Origin of the sequence: Roseburia sp. TF10-5, from assembly GCF_003462365.1 — a bacterium.
GTDB lineage: Bacteria > Bacillota > Clostridia > Lachnospirales > Lachnospiraceae > Roseburia > Roseburia faecis.
The window spans coordinates 278,917-298,176 of the sequence record NZ_QTYW01000001.1 but is presented as its reverse complement, the minus strand read 5'-3'; the positions used below and the strand labels follow the sequence as shown (position 1 = coordinate 298,176).

Sequence of the window (19,260 nt, the reverse complement as noted above, 5' to 3'; positions counted from 1 at the left end):
AAAGGAGAACGATATAATGGCATCATTATTTGAAGGATATGAAAGAAGAATTGACCAGATTAACGCTGTTTTAAACAGCTATGGTATCAGCTCTATCGAAGAAGCTGAAAAGATTACAAAGGACGCTGGACTGAACGTTTACGATCAGGTTAAGAAGATTCAGCCAATTTGTTTCGAGAACGCTTGCTGGGCTTACACTGTAGGTGCTGCAATCGCAATCAAGAAGGGATGCAAGAGAGCTGCTGATGCTGCCGCAGCAATCGGTGAAGGACTTCAGGCATTCTGTATTCCTGGATCTGTTGCAGATCATCGTAAAGTAGGTTTAGGACATGGTAACCTTGGTAAGATGCTCCTTGAGGAGGAGACAGAGTGCTTCTGTTTCTTAGCTGGACACGAGTCATTTGCAGCTGCTGAGGGTGCAATCGGTATCGCTGAGAAGGCAAACAAGGTTCGTCAGAAACCTCTTCGTGTTATCTTAAACGGTCTTGGAAAAGACGCAGCACAGATCATTTCCCGTATCAACGGATTTACATTCGTAGAGACAAAGTATGATTACAAGGCTGCAAAGCTTAACATTGAGTACGAAAAAGCATACTCTGACGGACTTCGTGCAACTGTAAAATGTTACGGTGCTGATGATGTTCAGGAAGGTGTTGCAATCATGCATCATGAGAACGTAGGTGTTTCCATCACTGGTAACTCTACAAACCCAACACGTTTCCAGCATCCGGTTGCAGGTACATACAAGAAGGAATGTATCGAGCAGGGTAAGAAGTACTTCTCCGTAGCATCCGGCGGTGGTACAGGACGTACACTTCACCCAGATAACATGGCAGCAGGTCCTGCTTCTTATGGTATGACAGATACTATGGGACGTATGCACTCTGATGCACAGTTCGCTGGATCTTCTTCCGTACCGGCTCACGTTGAGATGATGGGTCTGATCGGAATGGGTAATAACCCAATGGTTGGTGCTACTGTTGCTGTTGCAGTATCTGTTGAGGAAGCTGCAAAGGCTGGTAAGTTCTAAGAAACACAGTAAAATCAAGGGCTATCGTGGTTTACAATGTTCCACGGTAGCCTTAAATTTTGCCACGTAGGACACAAGTAGGACGCACGTAGAACACAAACGGTAGGACGCAAATTTCCCGCCGGATTTAGATATAAAAAGAGGGTGTCCGGAATACAGACACCCTTAAGCGTTTTATTGTAACGGTTAGGATAATTTTGTTTGATTATGAGCTTGCCTTCTGTGATTTTAGGGCTATCATATGATATAAATAATGCTACTTGTTTTTTGGAACGTGTCGTGTTATAGTTAATGTAAATAAAAGAGGAACAACTGCCCACAAGTGGTTGACCTCGTAAATCTAGTTAGAAAATCCACCCTAGTACTCAGTCAAAGTTTTTGGGGTGTTTTTTTATGCTCTAAAACATTATCTGATAAACGTAAATACGAATGTCAGTAATGCAAGAATGAACAGACCAAAGGTCATGAGGTCTTTAAAATCAAATCTCTTGTTCATCAGCACCACCCCCCATTCTATGTAAAATAAAATAGAGGTCAGCCACCCTGCAACACAATTGTTCCATGGTCTGTATTTTATCGTATCTTATGTAGATATTTTAAACAGGACAAAACTGTCTCGAGAAGTTGGCAGTATTCCGCGATTGGTTTCTATTGATAAGTACAATTTTATTGTGAATCATTTGGTGGAAAATGTAGATATAATAGAAATCGTCTTGTTTTGATGGTATACTGTAGTTGATCGTAATAGTAAAAGAATTGTATCCATGTTCTTCAAAACTGCAGCAGAATCATACTAGAAGGTGTAAACATGCGTCTGATGAAAATGATGAAGAGTATATTCGCAGAGCATTACAACTTGGTGCAAATGAAATCAGAGGGTATAAAGAGAAGGCAGAGTACATGAAGAAATTAAATGAATTAGAAGTTTGACCGCAATTTGACCGCGTTAGCAAAATAAAAGCAAAAAACTGTAAATAACAATAAATAATTTTAAATTAAATACAATATAAGGAAAGCCCATAAAATCATTGGATAGTTGATACATCAGGTTATCCAGATGTCGAAACTAAAATTGGAAAAGATTATTTTGATTTTATTGTGCAGATAAGGAAATAGAACAAAGGTTGAATTTTTAAAAAAGTCTATGAATTATTAAAAATATAGGAAAGGTTGACACGTGATGGCGGATGAAAAAATCAAAAATTCCAGAGAGTTGGAGTTTGCCGTGTTTTGCATTGAAAATGTAGCGGCAAAGCTGGGTGTGGATGCAGAGCGTGTGTATCAGGCATTTACTGAAAAAAGCAACATTCTGAACGGTTATATCGTGCCGGAATATGAAGTGCTGCATACCCAGAGCCGGGAATATATCGTTAATGATCTTCTTGATGTGATGAAAGAAAGGGGCGTGGAAGTATGATTCTCTATCATGGTTCTTTCTTAGAGATTGCTAAGCCGGATTTGGTTCATTCCCGCCCTAACGTAGACTTCGGGCGTGGCTTTTATGTCACACCGTTGTATGAACAGGCAGCGAAGTGGTGCGGCAAGTTCAAATACCGTGGGAAAAATGGTATTATCTCCAGGTATGAATACGATGAAAGCCGGGAAGCTGAACTAAAAACGCTGAAATTCGATTCTTATTCCGAAGAATGGCTGGATTTTATTCTGAACTGCCGCAGTGGAAAAGATTTGACGGATTATGACCTTGTTGTAGGCGGTGTTGCCAATGATAAGGTGTTCAATACGGTGGAGCTGTTCTTTGACGGACTGATTGATAAAACGGAAGCTATCAACCGCCTGCGTTATGAAAAGCCGAACCTGCAAATATGTTTCCGCACAGAGAAAGCACTGTCTCTGCTGCGTTTTGAAGGGAGTGAAACACTATGACAGCGAATCCGATTTTGCTTCAGAAAAAATATAGCCGTGTTATTGAATGCTTTGCTAAACAGCAGGGACTTTCACTGGATGCGGCTTTGGATTTCTTTTATCATTCACTGGTTTATCAGCTGATCCGTGATGGTGTTTCCGATATGCACTGCATGAGCGATGCGTATCTGGCGGAGGAACTGGAACAGGAATATGCCGAGAAAGTGCCTGTAAAGAAGAGAATAAAGTGAGACATAATATTTTTGATTCAATACCATTAAATATCGTTATCTGGATCATGGTACGATACAGGTTGTGGTATATGACAACCGATTGGAAATCACTTCTTCAGGAAAGCTGCCAATGGGGCAAACTATGGAGCGTATGAAAGAAGGCTATTCCAAAATCGGAAATTGAATCAAACAGGGTTGGCGATAAGTATTCAGACAAAATATTTGTCACAATAAATAACAATAGTAATACGGAAGTATGGAAAGCCTGTATACAATCCGGACATTCCAAACGACACCGCCCACCGGAGTTATGAGAGACAGGGCATTGACAGGGTATCAGAGATACATGAGGGGGATCGGCTGCCACCAGCAGGAAGAAAGAGCCGGGAATAACAAGGCAATGCAGGAGCAGAGCACAGGGGAGAATAAACGGCAGTATCAAATAATGAACATAAATACGAAAAAAGGTGTGGAATTATTTTTGAATTGTGGTAAAATGTTTTAGAACCTAAAAGAAGATATAAAATAAAATAGGGGAATTTATTGATAAGGAGTATTTTTCGTGACAGAAGATAAACGTTCTATTATTCAAATGGTAGCAGGCCTGATCGAACAGGGCAAAAAGAATCAGGATAAGATCGCATACAGCAAAATCCTGGATACATTTTCAGGGGTAGAGATTTCCTCTGAGCAGTTTGACAACATTTTAAAAGTTTTAGAAGATAACAAGATCGAAGTCCTTCGCTCAAAAAATGACATGGAGCAGACGGTTTCTTTGTCTGCAAAGGAGAAAGAACCGGATGAGGTGGATGACGAAGAACTGGAAGAAAGTAAGATTCTTTTGGATATTGATGATGATATTGAGGAAGATTCCGAGGAAAATATCGAGGAAGATCTCTCGGTTATGGAGGGGGCGGATATCACGGATCCGGTACGTCAGTATTTAAAGACGATCGGACAGGTGCGTCTGCTTACCATGGAAGAAGAGCAAAAGATTGCCAAGCGGATCAGTGAGGGGGATCCGGAAGCCAAGAAGGAACTGATTGAAGCCAATCTCAGACTGGTAGTAAGTATTGCCAAGAAGTATGTCGGCAGGGGATTGCCGCTTCTGGATCTGATTCAGGAGGGGAATATCGGCCTGATGAAAGCAGTCGATAAGTTTGAGTACGAAAAAGGATTTAAGTTTTCCACATATGCGACATGGTGGATCCGTCAGGCAATTACCCGTGCAATTGCAGATCAGGCAAAGACGATCCGTGTTCCGGTACATATGGTGGAGACAATCAATAAGGTTGTCCGCGCACGCCGTACCCTGACACAGGAGCTGGGAAGAGAACCTTCCAATAAGGAAATTGCGGAGATGCTTGGCGAAGATGAAGATCGTGTAACGGAGATCATGAGTTTTAGTCAGGACCCGGTTTCCATGGAGGCTCCGGTAGGGGATGAGGACGATTCCCATCTGGGCGATTTTGTGCAGGATTCCAATGCGTTATCCCCGGAGGAGAATGCGATTGCGGAGATGCGTAATAAGCAGATTTCACTTGCCATGAAAGACCTGACGGATCGTGAGCAGGAAGTGATCACACTGCGGTTCGGTCTTGACGGAAATCAGCCACACACGCTGGAAGAAGTGGGACAGATGTTTCATGTGACAAGAGAGCGTATCCGTCAGATTGAGGCAAAGGCACTGCGTAAACTTGGTGCACCGAGCAGAAAACGTATGCTGCGTGACTTTTTATAACAGGTATTTTGCCGGACAATTCTGAAATTACGGATGTGATTTATGATATGGTTTTTGGCAGGGAGTGAAACTATATGTTTTATTTTAAGCTACCGCATCCAGCCCAATACCTATCCGCAGTGCCAGATGGATTTGGCATTGGCCATTATGCATGTACGTGCACATGCACGGCAGTATGGCATTGATGAAAACCGTATTCTTGTGGTGGGAGCTTCTGCCGGTGGGCATTTGTGCGCAAGCACGGCAATGCTGCATGAAGAACTGAAAACAGAAATTTTTTGTGCGCATCCGGAGCTGGAAAAACTATATGGAAGGATTTCTGCGCGGCCGGACGGGGTAGGACTGTTGTACCCGGTGATCAGTTTTACCTCGGAATATCATGAGGGAAGCTGCCGCTGTAATACAGGTGGAAACCCGGATCTTCAGAAAAAACTGTCGGTAGAACTTCACGATCTGACCGGCTATCCGCCAACATACGCTTATGCGAATCTCGATGACGGCTGTGTTCCGGCCAGCAATACGACCCGGTTAGACGTGGCACTTACGAAAGCAGGGGTGAAGCATCTGTGTGAGACTTTTCCGACGGGGGATCACGGCATCGGGTTAGGATATGGTACTTCAGCCAAAGCATGGAGCGAGCATATGCTTCGGTTTTTTGATGAAACTTTATAAAAATCCGGTAAGTATTAAAAATATGATACATTACAATAGTCTGAAACCGAAAATCCGGACATGGTAACGTTGTATTTGTATATTAGCGTTACGTTTTATTCAGCAAGTGCCGTGCATCTGAAAAGATGCGCGGTTTTCTTTTTTCCTTTCCCGTGCTATGATGGAGACAGAAAAAAGAAAGAGAGAACAAAACATATGGGATATATATTGGAATTGAGAAAACAGGTAGGTCATCGGCCGTTGATTATGACTTGTGCAGGAGTGCTGCTTTTGAATGAAAAAAGGGAGCTGCTTCTGCAGAAACGTGCAGACAACGGGTTATGGGGATATCCCGGGGGTTCTATGGAACTCGGGGAGAGCTTCAAAGACTGTGCCAGACGGGAAGTACGGGAGGAAACAGGACTGATCTGCGGAAAACTCGAACACTTTATGAATGTCTCCGGAGAAGAAGTACATTATGTCTATCCAAACGGGGATGAAATTTATGCCGCAGAAGAGCTCTTTTTATGCCGGGAATTTTCCGGGCAGATCATTTGCCAGCAGGAGGAAGTAGAAAAACTTTGTTTTTTCCGTATGGAAGAACTCCCACCGAAAGAGCAGATCAATCCCAATAATTATCCGGCAATCGAACGGTTAAGGAGAATGATGGATGAAAATCACAGGGAAACCATATAAATTTCCGGCTTTGTTACGTCTTGCCTTTTGCTACAGAGAATGGTAGGATAAGACATAGAATGAGTTATAGAGGATCAAAACACATACAAGTGGGGGAATTCTTATGAAAAAAGCAAAGAGATTAATAGCCGGAATCATGCTGGCATGTATGGTCATTGTGGGAGCCGGCGTGAAGCCGCCTGACGTATTTGCAGCAACAACAACGGCTGCTGCCGGTTCGCTGGAAATGAAGACTGCCAGTGACTCCATCAATTTAAATGCGGGACAGTCATTTGATGTGACATTTTCTGTCAATGCGGAGACTTCCGGATTCGGAGGATACCTGACTTATGACAATTCAGTATTTACTTCGGTTACGGTAGTTGTTGGCGGGGGCACCACATCCGGAAAGACAGACAATAACGGAGAGTGGAAGGCTTCCTATAATGGGTATACACATTTTCTGTCCGTGGATTATTATAAAAAGGATGCGGCAGGAAATACAACCGGGCAGATTGCAGACCCTGTGAAAGTGACAGGATCATCCATTGCCACACTGAAATTTACATCGGCAAAACCGGTGATTAAGACGGATATTACCTTTAGCCCGTCCTATCTTCGGACAAATGGAACGGATGTGGAATTGAAAACGCAGAAGCTGACACTGACGAATTCCCAGGCAAAGACCGTGACACTTTCCCTTGGAATCGTAAAGGGAAACGGACGGATTTCCGTACCGGTGTATTTTTCCCGAAATGACGGATTTAATAAAATTAAGCTTAGGATTACTTATAATAAAAATATTCTTGCTTTTCAGTCCATAACACTGGCACCGGAAGTGCAGTCGACACTTACACAGAGTGATTATAATATGTCTTCCTACGGAGGATATCTGACAACGGAATATACCGCAACAGCAGATGTCAATACTTCAGGAAATCTGATGTACATTGATTTTCAGCTTGCGAATGGGATGACAGCATACTCCAATAATGGAATCAGTACAGATGTTACGGTTGCCATAGAATCTGTAGAAGACCAGCAGGGAGATATCTTTTCCTATAATTCGGCGACCTCAAGTGTGACGATCACGGATCAGGTACATACGCTTGGAGATGTGAGTGGTGACGGGAAAATTAATCTGGTGGATGTGTTATATGTCATTCAGTATTATAACAACACGAAAACATTTACAAACGCGGAAAAGACTGCGGCAGATGTAAACCGTGACGGAAAAGTGGATCTGACGGATGCTTTAAAAATCCTTCAGTATTATAATGGTGCCATTAAGACCTTGTATTAAACAAAGGAGAAATTATGTATTGCAGAAAATGTGGAAGAGAGATTCCCGATGATTCGGTTATGTGCGGATATTGTGGAACACCTGTAAACCCGGATAATCCGTATACTTATGGTGGAACACCGCAGAATATGGACGAAGGTGCAAACGGGCTTGGAATTGCCTCCATGATCCTTGGGATTGTTGCCATTCTGCTGGCATGCTGTGCCGGAGGAAAATGGCTGACATTCTTTGTCGCTGCGGCAGGCCTGATTCTTGGAATTATCGCATTACAGAAGCCAAAGTACGGAAGCAGCAGAGGGATGGCTCTTGCGGGTGTGATCTGCAGTGTGATCGCGCTTCTTATGAAAATTATTGTGATTATTTTATTGGGGGTAGGAATCGGGAGCTTCCTGTATTCCCATATGTTTCACTTTTAAAAGTCCCATTCTGATAGATGGGAGTTATTCATAATATAACCGAAAGTTATAATAAAAATAGTGCTTGACAAACACAGATTATAGTATTATGATCTAAACAACACAAAGAAAGTAGAAGGTTTTCGAGATATGAGAAGACAGGCGTTATCGCTTTTAGTGGAAAATAACCCAGGTGTGACGAGCCGGATATCCGGATTGTTCAGTCGCCGCGGATATAATATTGACAGTTTTTCATCCGGTGTGACTGCAGATCCGAAATATACCAGAATTACAATTGTTGCCAGTGGTGATGAACTTATTCTGGATCAGATCGAGAAACAGTTACTGAAATTGGAAGATGTGTTGGATATCAAAAAACTGGAACCGGGACTTTCTGTTACCCGGGAGCTGATTCTTGTAAAGATCCGCGCAAAGGATAATGAGCGTCAGCCGATTATGAATGTGACAGAGATTTTTCATGGAAAGATCGTAGATGTCACAAACGATTCCATGGTAATTCAGCTGGTAGGACATCAGGATAAACTGGATGCCTTTTTAGATCTGCTGGATGGATATGAAATTCTGGAACTTGCACGTACCGGAATTACGGGACTTACCCGTGGATCGTCGGATGTCCGTTTTTTGGATTAGTTACGGCTACTTATTAAAAATATTTTTTTATATAAGAGTATACATATTTAGGAGGACAATGATATGTCAGAAGCAAGAATTTTTTATCAGGAAGATTGTAACCTTTCATTACTGGATGGAAAGACAATCGCAATCATCGGCTATGGCAGCCAGGGACATGCACATGCATTAAACTTAAAGGAGTCCGGATGCAACGTCATTATCGGTCTTTATGAGGGAAGCAAGTCCTGGAAGAAAGCCGAAGAGCAGGGATTTAAGGTATACGTTGCAGCAGAAGCTGCTAAAAAAGCTGATATTATCATGATTCTGATTAACGATGAATTACAGGCTGATATGTACAAGAAAGATATCGAGCCAAACCTTGAGCCAGGTAACATGTTAATGTTCGCACATGGTTTCAATATCCATTTCGGATGCATCAAGCCACCAAAGGATGTCGATGTTACAATGATCGCACCTAAGGCACCAGGACATACAGTACGTTCTGAGTATCAGGCTGGTAAGGGAACTCCTTGTCTGATCGCTGTTGAGCAGGATGCTACCGGAAAGGCATGGGATCTTGCACTTGCATATGGTCTTGGAATCGGCGGAGCAAGAGCCGGACTTCTTGAGACAACATTCCGTACAGAGACAGAGACTGACCTCTTCGGTGAGCAGGCTGTACTTTGTGGTGGCGTTTGTGCACTTATGCAGGCTGGTTTCGAAACACTTTGCGAGGCTGGTTATGATCCGAGAAATGCATACTTCGAGTGTATCCATGAGATGAAACTGATTGTAGACTTAATTTACCAGTCAGGTTTCGCAGGAATGAGATATTCTATCTCTAATACCGCTGAGTATGGTGATTACATCACCGGACCAAAGATTGTTACCGCTGAGACAAAGAAGGCTATGAAGCAGATCCTTACTGATATTCAGGATGGTACATTTGCAAAAGAGTTCTTACTGGATATGTCTCCGGCAGGACGACAGGTTCACTTCAAGGCTATGAGAAAGCTTGCTACTGAGCATCCATCAGAGAAGGTTGGTGCTGAGATCCGTAAGCTGTACAGCTGGAACAACGAGAGCGACAAGCTCATCAACAACTAATCAGAAACTGATTTTAAAAACCCCGGTGAGTGATATCATCGGGGTTTTTGTTTTTGTGCCGGGGTGGAAAGAAGTGGTCATAAGGAATCCTCCCGCTGAGAAGCTATAAGAACTTCTTCCGCGTGGAGCCATAAGGACTCCTCTCGCAAAGAGCGCGGGTCCCTCCTCATGGCAATGTCCCTCCTCATGACAATTGACAAACTACCCCGGTATGTGTAAAATAAATGTATTGTGAAAAAATATGAAAAATGAAGAGGCGAAGACATGGCAGAAGTATACAACCACAAAGTGGTAGAGAAAAAGTGGCAGAAAGTCTGGGATGATGAAAAGGCTTTTGCTGCAACCAATGATTATTCCAAACCGAAATATTATGCGCTGGTTGAATTCCCATATCCATCCGGGCAGGGACTTCATGTTGGGCATCCAAGACCATATACCGCATTGGATATTGTTGCCCGTAAGAGAAGAATGCAGGGATATAATGTATTATATCCGATGGGATGGGATGCATTTGGACTTCCGACAGAAAACTATGCAATTAAAAATAAAATCCATCCAAAAATTGTGACCGAAAATAATGTAAAGCATTTTAAGGATCAGTTACATTCTCTGGGATATTCTTTTGACTGGGATCGTGAGATTAATACAACAGATCCAAAGTACTATAAATGGACTCAGTGGATTTTCCTGAAATTGTTCAAGGCCGGTCTTGCATACAAAAAAGAGATGCCGATCAACTGGTGTACTTCCTGTAAGGTAGGTCTTGCAAACGAGGAAGTTGTAAACGGTGTATGTGAGCGGTGTGGCGCTCCGGTTGTCCGCAAGGTAAAGAGCGAATGGATGTTAAAGATTACCGATTATGCGGATAAGCTGATCGAAGGACTGAATGATGTAGACTACATTGAACGTGTCAAGGTTTCACAGAAAAACTGGATCGGACGTTCTACAGGTGCCGAGGTTGATTTTCAGATCAAAGATACAGAAGATAAGCTGCGTATTTACACCACACGTTGTGATACATTGTTTGGTGTTACCTATATGGTTGTTTCACCAGAGCATCCATATCTGGATAAGTACAAGGATCAGATTAAAAACTGGGAGGAAATCGTTGCATACCGCGAGCAGGCTTCCAGAAAGTCTGATTTTGAGCGGGCGGAGCTTGCAAAAGACAAGACTGGTGTGGCAATTGACGGTCTGACTGCAATCAATCCGGTCAACGGAAAAGAAGTTCCGATCTGGGTATCTGATTATGTACTGATGAGCTATGGTACCGGTGCGATCATGGCAGTTCCGGCACATGATGAGAGAGACTGGGAGTTTGCAAAGAAATTTCATCTTCCGATCATTCAGGTAGTTGCAAAGAACGGAGAAGAAGTGGATGTCAATGAGGCTGCTTTTACCGATGTAGCGACGGGTGTGCTGATCAACTCCGACTTCTTAAACGGTCTGGAAGTAAAAGATGCAAAGGAAAAGATGATTAAATTCCTGGAAGAAAAAGGAATTGGTCAGGCAAAGACAAATTATAAATTAAGAGACTGGGTATTCTCCCGTCAGCGTTACTGGGGGGAGCCGATTCCGATTGTTCACTGCGATAAATGTGGGTATGTGCCGATCGATGAGAGCGAGCTGCCACTGCTTCTTCCGGAAGTAGAAAGTTATATGCCGACAGACAACGGAGAATCTCCGCTTGCAGCAATGACCGACTGGGTAAATACAACCTGTCCATGCTGTGGTGGTCCTGCAAAGCGTGAGACCGATACAATGCCGCAGTGGGCCGGGTCTTCCTGGTATTTCCTGCGTTATACCGATCCGCACAATGACAAGGCACTGGCAAGTCCGGAAGCACTTAAATACTGGCTGCCGGTCGACTGGTACAATGGCGGTATGGAGCACACAACCCTGCATCTGCTGTATTCCAGATTCTGGCATAAATTCCTGTATGACCAGGGTGTTGTTCCGACTCCGGAACCATACCAGAAGCGTACTTCCCATGGCATGATTCTCGGTGAAAACGGAGAGAAGATGTCAAAGTCCAGAGGAAATGTAGTCAATCCAGACGATATTGTGCAGGAGTATGGTGCAGATACCCTGCGTACGTATGAAATGTTCATCGGGGCGTTTGATCTGGCTGCATCCTGGTCGGAAGATGGAGTAAAGGGATGCCGCAGATTCTTAGACCGTGTCTGGAAATTGCAGGATCTTATGACTGATGAGGAGGGATACTCCAAGGATCTTGAGACCAAGATGCATCAGACAATTAAGAAGGTTTCCAATGACTTTGAAAACCTCAAGTACAATACGGCGATTGCTGCCATGATGACACTTTTGAATGATTTTTATAAAAAAGGCTCTATCACCAGGGGAGAGTTAAAGACACTGATCATTCTGCTGAATCCGGTTGCTCCGCATATTACAGAAGAAATGTGGCAGATTATCGGATGCGAGGGAAGAGTATATCAGCAGACATGGCCGGAGTTCGATGAGGCAAAGACGGTGGAATCTTCCGTGGAGATTGCCGTTCAGATCAATGGTAAGGTAAAGGGAACGCTTGGTATCCAGAAAGATGATCCGAAGGATCAGGTAATTGCAAAGGCAAAAGAAGTCATTGCAGATAAACTGACCGGAAATATTGTCAAAGAGATTTATGTACCGGGAAGACTTGTGAACATTGTAATGAAATAAAATGTTTCCTGTCTGCCAGAAAACAGCAGACAGAAGATTTCTAAGGGAAAGGCACCCTGCGCAAAAGGCGCAGGGTGTTTTGCATAATAAAAAGGAAAAACACAGATACTGTAAAAAAGGAGGTCTTTGATGTGAAACTTTCATATCTTTCTTATTTTTTTACATATGAAACCCATATTCCGGATGGCATTGGATTTGCGTTGTTCGGTCCATGGCATCTGTTGTGGCTTTCGGTTATTTTTGCCATATGCGTCAGATATGTATGGATTTATAAAAAAGGGGATGAAAGAAAAAAACGCCGGATGGATGGTCTGACGGCATGTTCCCTTGTGGTGTGGATTGTCGTGAGAGCAATTTATATTGCGGTGATCCATGAAGCGTTTTTATATGAACTCCCGTTTCATCTGTGCAGCATGGCTGGAATTTTGTGTGCCGTTCATTGTCTGACGAAATGGAAATGGCTGGGGCAGGTGCTGTATACCATCTGTCTCCCGGGAACAGTGCTGGCACTTTTATTTCCAAACTGGAACTTTTATCCGGTCATTCATTTCATTACACTGGAAGGCTTTTTGTTTCATATGGGAATTGTACTGTATGTGGCAGGAAAACTTGCATCCCATGAAATCCGACCGGATTTTGCAAAACTCTGGCAGGTGGTGTTATTTCTGACTGCGGTTGTGATACCGATTTACTGGTTTGATAAAAGATATGATGTGAATTATATGTTTGTGAACTGGCCATCCGCCGGATCTCCGCTTGTCTGGCTGGCAGACAGGATGGGAAATCCGGGGTATCTTATTGGCTATGCGGCACTTGTGTTTCTTTGCATGCTTTTGATGGATGTGGGCTATCTTATGGTTGCCGGAAGGAGAAAACAAAAGTTATTTTTTTAACATATGGGGAGGCCGGGACGGGTCGCTGCCACGCAATTTCTGCATGCCGCGCTGAATGGCATCTTTGGAATCTTTCCAGCTGGCATCTTTGTTTTTGTAATCATATTTTTCAATAAACCATGCAACGTCTTCATAGACGCGGTGGAAATTTTCCTTCATCAGAGGAAGGACGGTGGCATAGAATTCTTTTTTCTCTTCACCGGAAAGCTGTTCGTCGGCACCTTCGCAGAGAACTTTAAAGTGATCGAGGCAGAATCCTTTGGTATTTGCCACCTGTGCACGGAAATCCACATCTTTTTTGTACATGGAAAAGAAGGTTTTCATGTAAGCCTGAAAGGTATTTTTTACACTGTTACAGATGAAACAGGTGGATTCCCGCCGGTTGATCCACTCGACAATGGAATTGGAAGAACCATCTGTTTTTTTGCCGAACAGACTGCTGCGTTTTGCAGCAGCGTCCGGACGGAAGGTTTTCCAGACATGATCCATTTCCTCTTCGTGACGTTTCATCAGTGTTTTTAAAATCCAGGCATTGCCGAGCGAATTTCCATAATCAAACATTTTTTTGAAATGTGCGCGGCAGAATCCTTCCCGGTCTGTCATGTCGCGGATATCGGCTTCCATGTAGGAGGCACCATGTCCGAGGACGAAATCCATCATGTGTTCTTCGGTTTTTTGTTCAATATAGCAGAATGGACATTCTCCGGCATTTGCCATGGCGTCTGAAATTGGGATGGTGTGAAGCTGTTCTTTCATAGTGTTTCCTCCGGTCTGTAAGTACGGTAAAAGTCAATAAAGGTCTGTAAGGATTTGGATGGCTTTAAGTTTTCCTTGTATGCAAAGCCGATTTCCCGTTTGTGGATCGGGATGCCGAGCGGAATTTCCACGAGAGATCCCTCTTGGAGTTCCTTTGTGACAAAACTTTTGATGACACAGGCAACGCCGACACCGATCTTTGCGAAATCAATTAACAGATCCATGTTCGAGATATCAATGGATTCCGCTACGGAAATATGATTGTCCTGCAGATAATCGTCAATATACTGCCGCGTCATGTTATGCTTATCCAAAAGCATAAGTGTGGAATTGCCAAGGATGGAATCTCTGGTAATCCCTCTTTTTTTCAGATTTGAGAGATAGTCCGGATTGGCTACAAAAATGTCTTCAATGTTGTCCAGATAGTAAAAATTGATGTTTTTGAGATTATCCGGCTTTCCAATCAGACCGATGTCAATTTTATTTTCATCCAGCAGATCAAGCGTTTCGTTGGTCGACTGACAGTTGATGGAAATACTGATATGCGGATTCTGCCGTATGAATTCTTTCAGATAGGGCAGAAGTACAAATTTGCAGAGTGTGGAACTGACACCGATCTGCAGGTGACCGACACCAAGATCGATGGAGCGTTTTAATTTGTCTTCCCCAAGTGTCAGTGTTTCAAAGGCTTCCTTTACATGTCCATAAAGTAACTGGCCCTCGTCCGTCAGTACAACGCCGCGGGAACTGCGGGAAAACAGTTTGCATCCTAAATTTTCTTCCAGTTTCTGAATGGATTTGCTGATGGCAGGCTGGCTGATGTAGAGTTCTTTGGCTGCCTTGGAAATATTTCCGGCATTGGCAACCGTATAAAAAATCCAGTAAGAAGATAAATTCTGATTCATTATTGCCTCCGTTTATTATAATAAGTTATTATATCATAAAATATAGTTATGGTAAATATGTTTATTATGTATTAGGATTATGAAATAATCTGTGCTAAAATCATAGTAGTTTAAGATATTAAAGGAGGAATTATCCATGGGAATGACAATGACTCAGAAGATTCTTGCAGCACATGCAGGCCTGCCTTCTGTCAGCGCCGGACAGCTGATCGAGGCAGACCTGGATCTGGTTCTGGGCAATGATATTACTTCTCCGGTTGCAATTCATGAAATCGGAAAAATGAATGTAGAGGGTGTATTTCACAAAGATAAAATCGCACTTGTGATGGATCACTTTGCTCCAAATAAGGACATTAAATCCGCAGAGCATTGCAAATGCGTACGTGAGTTTGCCTGCAAAAATGATATTACAAACTATTTTGATGTAGGTGAGATGGGAATAGAGCATGCACTCCTTCCGGAAAAAGGACTTACGGTTGCGGGAGATGTGATTATCGGTGCAGATTCCCATACATGTACATACGGTGCACTTGGTGCATTTTCTACTGGTGTGGGAAGTACAGATATGGCAGCCGGCATGGCTACCGGAAAAGCATGGTTTAAAGTGCCGTCTGCAATCAAATTTAATATCGTTGGAAAGCCGGACAAATGGATCAGCGGAAAAGATGTGATTCTTCATATCATCGGAATGATCGGTGTGGATGGAGCCCTTTATAAATCCATGGAATTTGTTGGGGAAGGAATCAAATATCTTTCCATGGATGACCGTTTTACCATCGCAAACATGGCAATTGAGGCCGGTGGAAAGAACGGTATTTTCCCGGTAGATGATCTGACCCGCGCGTACATGAAAGAACATTCCAAGAGACCGTTCGTAGAATATGAAGCAGATGCGGATGCAGAGTATGACGAAGAATATACGATTGATCTTTCAACTTTAAAGTCAACCGTTTCATTCCCACATCTGCCGGATAACACACGTACGATTGATGAAGTGGGCGATGTGAAAATTGATCAGGTTGTGATTGGTTCCTGCACAAACGGACGTATGGAAGATCTTCGTACAGCTGCAGAAATCTTAAAAGGAAAGAAAGTAGCCAAAGGACTCCGCGTGATCGTAATTCCGGCAACCCAGCAGATTTATCTGGATGCCATGGAAGAGGGACTTCTTAAGATCTTTATCGAAGCAGGTGCAATCGTAAGTACACCGACCTGTGGACCGTGTCTTGGTGGATATATGGGAGTACTTGCAGAAGGCGAGCGCTGTGTATCCACAACAAACCGTAACTTTGTCGGACGTATGGGACATGTAGATTCGGAAGTATATCTTGCAAGCCCGGCGGTTGCAGCGGCAAGTGCCATCACCGGAAAGATTTCAGGCCCGGCGGAAGTAATGTAGAAGATGTCGGAGAAAAAGGAGGTCAGATAAGAAATGAAAGCAGCACATGGTAGTGTATTTAAATATGGCGATAACGTAGATACGGATGTTATCATTCCGGCAAGATATTTGAATTCTTCCGATCCGAAAGAACTTGCCACACACTGTATGGAAGATATCGATAAAGATTTCGTAAAAAATGTACATGTGGGAGATATTATTGTAGCCAATAAAAACTTTGGATGTGGTTCTTCCCGTGAGCATGCACCGATTTCCATCAAGGCATCCGGTGTCAGCTGTGTCATTGCTGAGACATTTGCCAGAATCTTTTACCGGAATGCCATCAATATCGGTTTGCCGATCATTGAGTGCCCACAGGCCGCAAAGGAAATACAGGCAGGGGATGAGGTGGAAGTAGATTTTGATTCCGGAATCATCACAGATGTGACAACCGGAAAGAAATTCCAGGGACAGGCATTTCCACCATTTATGCAGAAGATTATTGACTGCGAAGGTCTTGTCAATTATATCAACCAGAAATAATAAAAAGATGTCAGAGAGGACTTCCCTTATTTGCGGGGAAGTCCTTTTAGGTAAGAAAGATATTTAGGAGAAAGGGAAATCTGCTGGTAAATATCGGCATAGGACGAAGCAGACAGCTCCTCGATATAGTTTTCCGGAAAATTTTTTGATATGCCGGCCTGATGCGCCAGATCTACGGCTTTGTTATAGGCAATTGCCGCATCAATCGCATTTGTATAATTACCGACAGTGATGTTGCCGTGGATATGGATACGTACTTTATAGTGTTCGGTTCTGTTTTTGTCGATGCGTTCGACACCAAAATACGGATTGATGATTTTGAGGTTTGAGTAGCGGAAATCATTTTCATCGCCGTTGACAAAACAAAAATCCCTGCCGTTTACCGCATGGGTTTTGATGCCGTAGCGGCCGAGAAGCGTAAGCTGCATTCCATAGTGATTGACATACAGATGTCCCTGGCGTGTCAGAATCCGGTGGCTGCTGTAATAGAAGAGGTCATCAATGTCAAATTTTAACTCCCGGTGAATACTCAGATAATAACTGAAATAATTTTTGCGCAGATAGATGGGGGTAGGAATATACATATGATTATCCCGGAAATTGATCAGCGAAACAATTTTTTCAAAGGCAAGCTGGTTGGTCCGGTAAAATGCCTCATCGATGGTTTCTGTACCGGATAACAGCTCGCAGGCGGCAGTGTATGCCTGATGTGCCTGAACTTCCGTGGGGAAGCTTCCGAGGCTGATATGACGGCCTTTGTACGTGATATTGGAGCGATAGTATACGGTTTTGTCTTTTTTTGTCGCAAGATATACACCGGTTAACATAAATTCTCCTTTCGCCCTGACAGGTTATTTTAGTAGTATAACATAGGAAATTCATTGACACCACCCACTTTTTTACCTATAATGTACGAGAAACGTTATGATTAAATTTTTGTAAAATGAGGAAGAAAAAATGGAATTAATGTATTCAAGCACCAGAAATGATAAAGTAAAACTGACTGCATCCCAGGCAATTTTAAAGGGTCTGGCAGATGATGGAGGCCTTTTTGTACCGGAGCGTATCCCGGCACTGGATGTCCCGATGGATACACTTGCAGATATGTCCTATCAGGAGACTGCTTATGAAGTCATGAGCCGTTTCTTTACGGATTTTACAGAAGATGAGTTAAAGGATTGTATCAAAAAAGCATACGACAGCAAATTTGATACGCCGGAGATTGCACCGCTGGTAGATGCGGACGGTGCTTATTATCTGGAACTGTTCCATGGCCCGACAATTGCATTTAAGGATATGGCACTTTCCATTCTGCCACATCTTCTGATTACCTCTGCAAGAAAAAATCAGGTGAAAAATGATATTGTTATTTTAACAGCGACATCCGGAGATACTGGAAAAGCTGCCCTTGCAGGATTTGCAGATGTGGAAGGCACAAAGATTGTTGTATTTTATCCGAAGAACGGTGTCAGCCCGATTCAGGAAAAGCAGATGATCACACAGAAAGGTGCAAATACCTGTGTGGTTGGAATCCACGGAAACTTTGATCAGGCACAGACCGGTGTGAAGAAGATGTTTAATGATACTGCACTTGAAGCAGAACTTGATGTTGCAGGTTATCAGTTCTCATCAGCAAATTCCATCAATATCGGACGTCTGATTCCTCAGGTGGCATATTATGTATATGCATATGCAAAATTATATAAAAATGGTGCAATTGCAAAAGATGAAAAGATTAACGTTGTTGTTCCAACCGGAAATTTCGGAAATATCCTTGCTGCTTTTTATGCAAAGAATATGGGACTTCCAATTGCAAAACTGATCTGTGCATCCAATGAGAACAAAGTATTGTATGATTTCTTCTCCACTGGAACATACGACAGAAACCGTGATTTCATTCTTACAAGTTCTCCATCCATGGATATTCTGATTTCTTCCAATCTGGAGCGTCTGATTTACCGTATTGCCGGAAACGACGCAGAAAAGAATACAAAGATGATGGAAGAACTTTCCACAGACGGAAAATATGCAATCACGGATGAGATGCGTGCACAGCTTGCTGATTTCTACGGAAATTATACAAGCGAGGAAGAGACTGCAAAGACCATCAAAAAATTATATGAGGATACCGGATATATCATTGATACCCATACAGCGGTTGCCGCAGGTGTATACGATAAGTATAAGAAGGATACCGGGGATACCGAGACAAAGACCGTGATTGCCAGCACGGCAAGTCCGTTTAAGTTTACCCGAAGCGTTATGGATGCGATTGATCTGAAATACGATGCTATGGGTGACTTTGAGCTGGTAGATGAGCTTTCCAGAATCGGAAATGTCAAAGTCCCACAGGCGATCGAAGAGATCCGTACCGCACCGGTACTTCATGATACGGTATGTGAAGTGGAAGAAATGCCACAGGTTGTTAAAAAATTCCTTGGTGTTTAAAATACATATGAAAAGAGGACAAAG

Annotated in this window: 20 protein-coding genes and 1 pseudogene; 18 read left to right on the top strand and 3 right to left on the bottom strand. The window is 43.0% G+C overall.

Annotated features, from left to right (window positions below):
* The first annotated feature begins 16 nt into the window (after window positions 1-16).
* From DXD06_RS01555 to DXD06_RS01485, 15 genes and pseudogenes are all read left to right on the top strand, one after another.
* Window positions 17-1,030, top strand: a complete 1,014-nt coding sequence (locus tag DXD06_RS01555) for a GGGtGRT protein (RefSeq protein ID WP_055067772.1) — start codon at window positions 17-19, stop codon at window positions 1,028-1,030.
* Window positions 1,031-2,207: 1,177 nt separating this feature from the next.
* A complete protein-coding gene (locus tag DXD06_RS01550) occupies window positions 2,208-2,447 on the top strand; it encodes a DUF3791 domain-containing protein (RefSeq protein WP_117830389.1) in 240 nt (79 codons plus the stop codon).
* On the top strand, window positions 2,444-2,914 hold the full coding sequence (locus DXD06_RS01545; RefSeq protein WP_117830388.1) for a DUF3990 domain-containing protein: 471 nt from the start codon (window positions 2,444-2,446) through the stop codon (window positions 2,912-2,914). Before DXD06_RS01550 ends, DXD06_RS01545 begins: the two co-directional genes overlap by 4 nt.
* The gene (locus DXD06_RS01540; RefSeq protein ID WP_055067776.1) at window positions 2,911-3,144 is read left to right on the top strand and encodes a DUF3791 domain-containing protein; all 234 of its coding nucleotides are present in this window, start codon (window positions 2,911-2,913) and stop codon (window positions 3,142-3,144) included. Before DXD06_RS01545 ends, DXD06_RS01540 begins: the two co-directional genes overlap by 4 nt.
* A 37-nt stretch (window positions 3,145-3,181) precedes the next feature.
* Window positions 3,182-3,307, top strand: a pseudogene (locus DXD06_RS17915) (ATP-binding protein); the annotation flags it as partial.
* Window positions 3,308-3,382: 75 nt separating this feature from the next.
* The gene (locus tag DXD06_RS16975; RefSeq protein ID WP_117830387.1) at window positions 3,383-3,631 is read left to right on the top strand and encodes a hypothetical protein; all 249 of its coding nucleotides are present in this window, start codon (window positions 3,383-3,385) and stop codon (window positions 3,629-3,631) included.
* Between the two features lie 87 nt (window positions 3,632-3,718).
* Window positions 3,719-4,867 (top strand): RNA polymerase sigma factor RpoD, encoded by a 1,149-nt coding sequence (gene rpoD / locus DXD06_RS01525; protein WP_055067944.1) that lies wholly within the window; start codon window positions 3,719-3,721, stop codon window positions 4,865-4,867.
* Window positions 4,868-4,909: 42 nt separating this feature from the next.
* Window positions 4,910-5,539 (top strand): alpha/beta hydrolase, encoded by a 630-nt coding sequence (locus DXD06_RS01520; protein ID WP_117830386.1) that lies wholly within the window; start codon window positions 4,910-4,912, stop codon window positions 5,537-5,539.
* A 195-nt stretch (window positions 5,540-5,734) separates the two neighbouring features.
* Window positions 5,735-6,214 carry an NUDIX hydrolase gene (locus tag DXD06_RS01515; RefSeq protein ID WP_117830474.1) on the top strand — a complete coding sequence of 160 codons (480 nt, stop codon included), beginning with the start codon at window positions 5,735-5,737 and terminating at the stop codon, window positions 6,212-6,214.
* 103 nt (window positions 6,215-6,317) lie between these two features.
* Window positions 6,318-7,496 (top strand): dockerin type I repeat-containing protein, encoded by a 1,179-nt coding sequence (locus DXD06_RS01510; protein ID WP_117830385.1) that lies wholly within the window; start codon window positions 6,318-6,320, stop codon window positions 7,494-7,496.
* 14 nt (window positions 7,497-7,510) lie between these two features.
* On the top strand, window positions 7,511-7,912 hold the full coding sequence (locus DXD06_RS01505; protein ID WP_117830384.1) for a zinc-ribbon domain-containing protein: 402 nt from the start codon (window positions 7,511-7,513) through the stop codon (window positions 7,910-7,912).
* A 129-nt stretch (window positions 7,913-8,041) separates the two neighbouring features.
* Window positions 8,042-8,542 carry an acetolactate synthase small subunit gene (ilvN, locus tag DXD06_RS01500; protein ID WP_022045884.1) on the top strand — a complete coding sequence of 167 codons (501 nt, stop codon included), beginning with the start codon at window positions 8,042-8,044 and terminating at the stop codon, window positions 8,540-8,542.
* Window positions 8,543-8,605: 63 nt separating this feature from the next.
* Window positions 8,606-9,631, top strand: a complete 1,026-nt coding sequence (gene ilvC, locus DXD06_RS01495) for a ketol-acid reductoisomerase (RefSeq protein WP_117830383.1) — start codon at window positions 8,606-8,608, stop codon at window positions 9,629-9,631.
* A gap of 264 nt (window positions 9,632-9,895) precedes the next feature.
* The gene (leuS, locus tag DXD06_RS01490; protein WP_055067784.1) at window positions 9,896-12,313 is read left to right on the top strand and encodes a leucine--tRNA ligase; all 2,418 of its coding nucleotides are present in this window, start codon (window positions 9,896-9,898) and stop codon (window positions 12,311-12,313) included.
* Between the two features lie 131 nt (window positions 12,314-12,444).
* A complete protein-coding gene (locus DXD06_RS01485) occupies window positions 12,445-13,206 on the top strand; it encodes a YwaF family protein (protein WP_158569457.1) in 762 nt (253 codons plus the stop codon).
* On the opposite strand, the gene DXD06_RS01480 is transcribed toward DXD06_RS01485, so the two are convergent.
* Both DXD06_RS01480 and DXD06_RS01475 read right to left on the bottom strand, forming a co-directional pair.
* Window positions 13,195-13,962, bottom strand: a complete 768-nt coding sequence (locus DXD06_RS01480) for a DUF6062 family protein (RefSeq protein WP_243000816.1) — start codon at window positions 13,960-13,962, stop codon at window positions 13,195-13,197. The genes DXD06_RS01485 and DXD06_RS01480 overlap by 12 nt on opposite strands.
* Complete coding sequence (locus DXD06_RS01475; RefSeq protein ID WP_022047097.1) at window positions 13,959-14,867, bottom strand: LysR family transcriptional regulator; 909 nt, start codon at window positions 14,865-14,867, stop codon at window positions 13,959-13,961. The genes DXD06_RS01480 and DXD06_RS01475 overlap by 4 nt, the downstream gene beginning before the upstream one ends.
* Window positions 14,868-15,003: 136 nt before the next feature.
* Here DXD06_RS01475 and leuC point away from each other — a divergent pair, with 136 nt between their 5' ends.
* Together leuC and leuD are read left to right on the top strand one after the other, a co-directional pair.
* Entirely contained in the window at window positions 15,004-16,266 is a 1,263-nt protein-coding gene (leuC, locus tag DXD06_RS01470) for a 3-isopropylmalate dehydratase large subunit (protein WP_055067786.1), read from the top strand.
* Window positions 16,267-16,299: 33 nt separating this feature from the next.
* Complete coding sequence (gene leuD, locus DXD06_RS01465) at window positions 16,300-16,788, top strand: 3-isopropylmalate dehydratase small subunit (RefSeq protein WP_022047095.1); 489 nt, start codon at window positions 16,300-16,302, stop codon at window positions 16,786-16,788.
* A 26-nt stretch (window positions 16,789-16,814) separates the two neighbouring features.
* Here leuD and DXD06_RS01460 read toward each other — a convergent pair whose 3' ends face one another.
* The gene (locus DXD06_RS01460) at window positions 16,815-17,615 is read right to left on the bottom strand and encodes a hypothetical protein (RefSeq protein ID WP_117830381.1); all 801 of its coding nucleotides are present in this window, start codon (window positions 17,613-17,615) and stop codon (window positions 16,815-16,817) included.
* A 130-nt stretch (window positions 17,616-17,745) separates the two neighbouring features.
* Between DXD06_RS01460 and thrC the strand changes: the two genes are divergently transcribed.
* Window positions 17,746-19,236, top strand: coding sequence for a threonine synthase (gene thrC / locus DXD06_RS01455; RefSeq protein ID WP_117830380.1), 1,491 nt, complete (start codon window positions 17,746-17,748; stop codon window positions 19,234-19,236).
* Window positions 19,237-19,260: the final 24 nt, after the last annotated feature.

Excerpts from the sequence above, each read along its gene's own strand:
- leuD (WP_022047095.1), top strand. The coding sequence starts at position 16,300 with ATGAAAGCAGCACATGGTAGTGTATTTAAATATGGCGATAACGTAGAT.
- DXD06_RS01540 (WP_055067776.1), top strand. The coding sequence starts at position 2,911 with ATGACAGCGAATCCGATTTTGCTTCAGAAAAAATATAGCCGTGTTATT.
- DXD06_RS01515 (WP_117830474.1), top strand. The coding sequence starts at position 5,735 with ATGGGATATATATTGGAATTGAGAAAACAGGTAGGTCATCGGCCGTTG.
- rpoD (WP_055067944.1), top strand. The coding sequence starts at position 3,719 with ATGGTAGCAGGCCTGATCGAACAGGGCAAAAAGAATCAGGATAAGATC.
- thrC (WP_117830380.1), top strand. The coding sequence starts at position 17,746 with ATGGAATTAATGTATTCAAGCACCAGAAATGATAAAGTAAAACTGACT.
- ilvC (WP_117830383.1), top strand. The coding sequence starts at position 8,606 with ATGTCAGAAGCAAGAATTTTTTATCAGGAAGATTGTAACCTTTCATTA.
- DXD06_RS16975 (WP_117830387.1), top strand. The coding sequence starts at position 3,383 with ATGGAAAGCCTGTATACAATCCGGACATTCCAAACGACACCGCCCACC.
- DXD06_RS01555 (WP_055067772.1), top strand. The coding sequence starts at position 17 with ATGGCATCATTATTTGAAGGATATGAAAGAAGAATTGACCAGATTAAC.
- leuS (WP_055067784.1), top strand. The coding sequence starts at position 9,896 with ATGGCAGAAGTATACAACCACAAAGTGGTAGAGAAAAAGTGGCAGAAA.
- DXD06_RS01520 (WP_117830386.1), top strand. The coding sequence starts at position 4,910 with ATGATATGGTTTTTGGCAGGGAGTGAAACTATATGTTTTATTTTAAGC.
- ilvN (WP_022045884.1), top strand. The coding sequence starts at position 8,042 with ATGAGAAGACAGGCGTTATCGCTTTTAGTGGAAAATAACCCAGGTGTG.
- DXD06_RS01475 (WP_022047097.1), bottom strand. The coding sequence starts at position 14,867 with ATGAATCAGAATTTATCTTCTTACTGGATTTTTTATACGGTTGCCAAT.
- DXD06_RS01480 (WP_243000816.1), bottom strand. The coding sequence starts at position 13,962 with ATGAAAGAACAGCTTCACACCATCCCAATTTCAGACGCCATGGCAAAT.
- DXD06_RS01545 (WP_117830388.1), top strand. The coding sequence starts at position 2,444 with ATGATTCTCTATCATGGTTCTTTCTTAGAGATTGCTAAGCCGGATTTG.
- DXD06_RS01505 (WP_117830384.1), top strand. The coding sequence starts at position 7,511 with ATGTATTGCAGAAAATGTGGAAGAGAGATTCCCGATGATTCGGTTATG.
- DXD06_RS01460 (WP_117830381.1), bottom strand. The coding sequence starts at position 17,615 with ATGTTAACCGGTGTATATCTTGCGACAAAAAAAGACAAAACCGTATAC.
- DXD06_RS01510 (WP_117830385.1), top strand. The coding sequence starts at position 6,318 with ATGAAAAAAGCAAAGAGATTAATAGCCGGAATCATGCTGGCATGTATG.
- leuC (WP_055067786.1), top strand. The coding sequence starts at position 15,004 with ATGGGAATGACAATGACTCAGAAGATTCTTGCAGCACATGCAGGCCTG.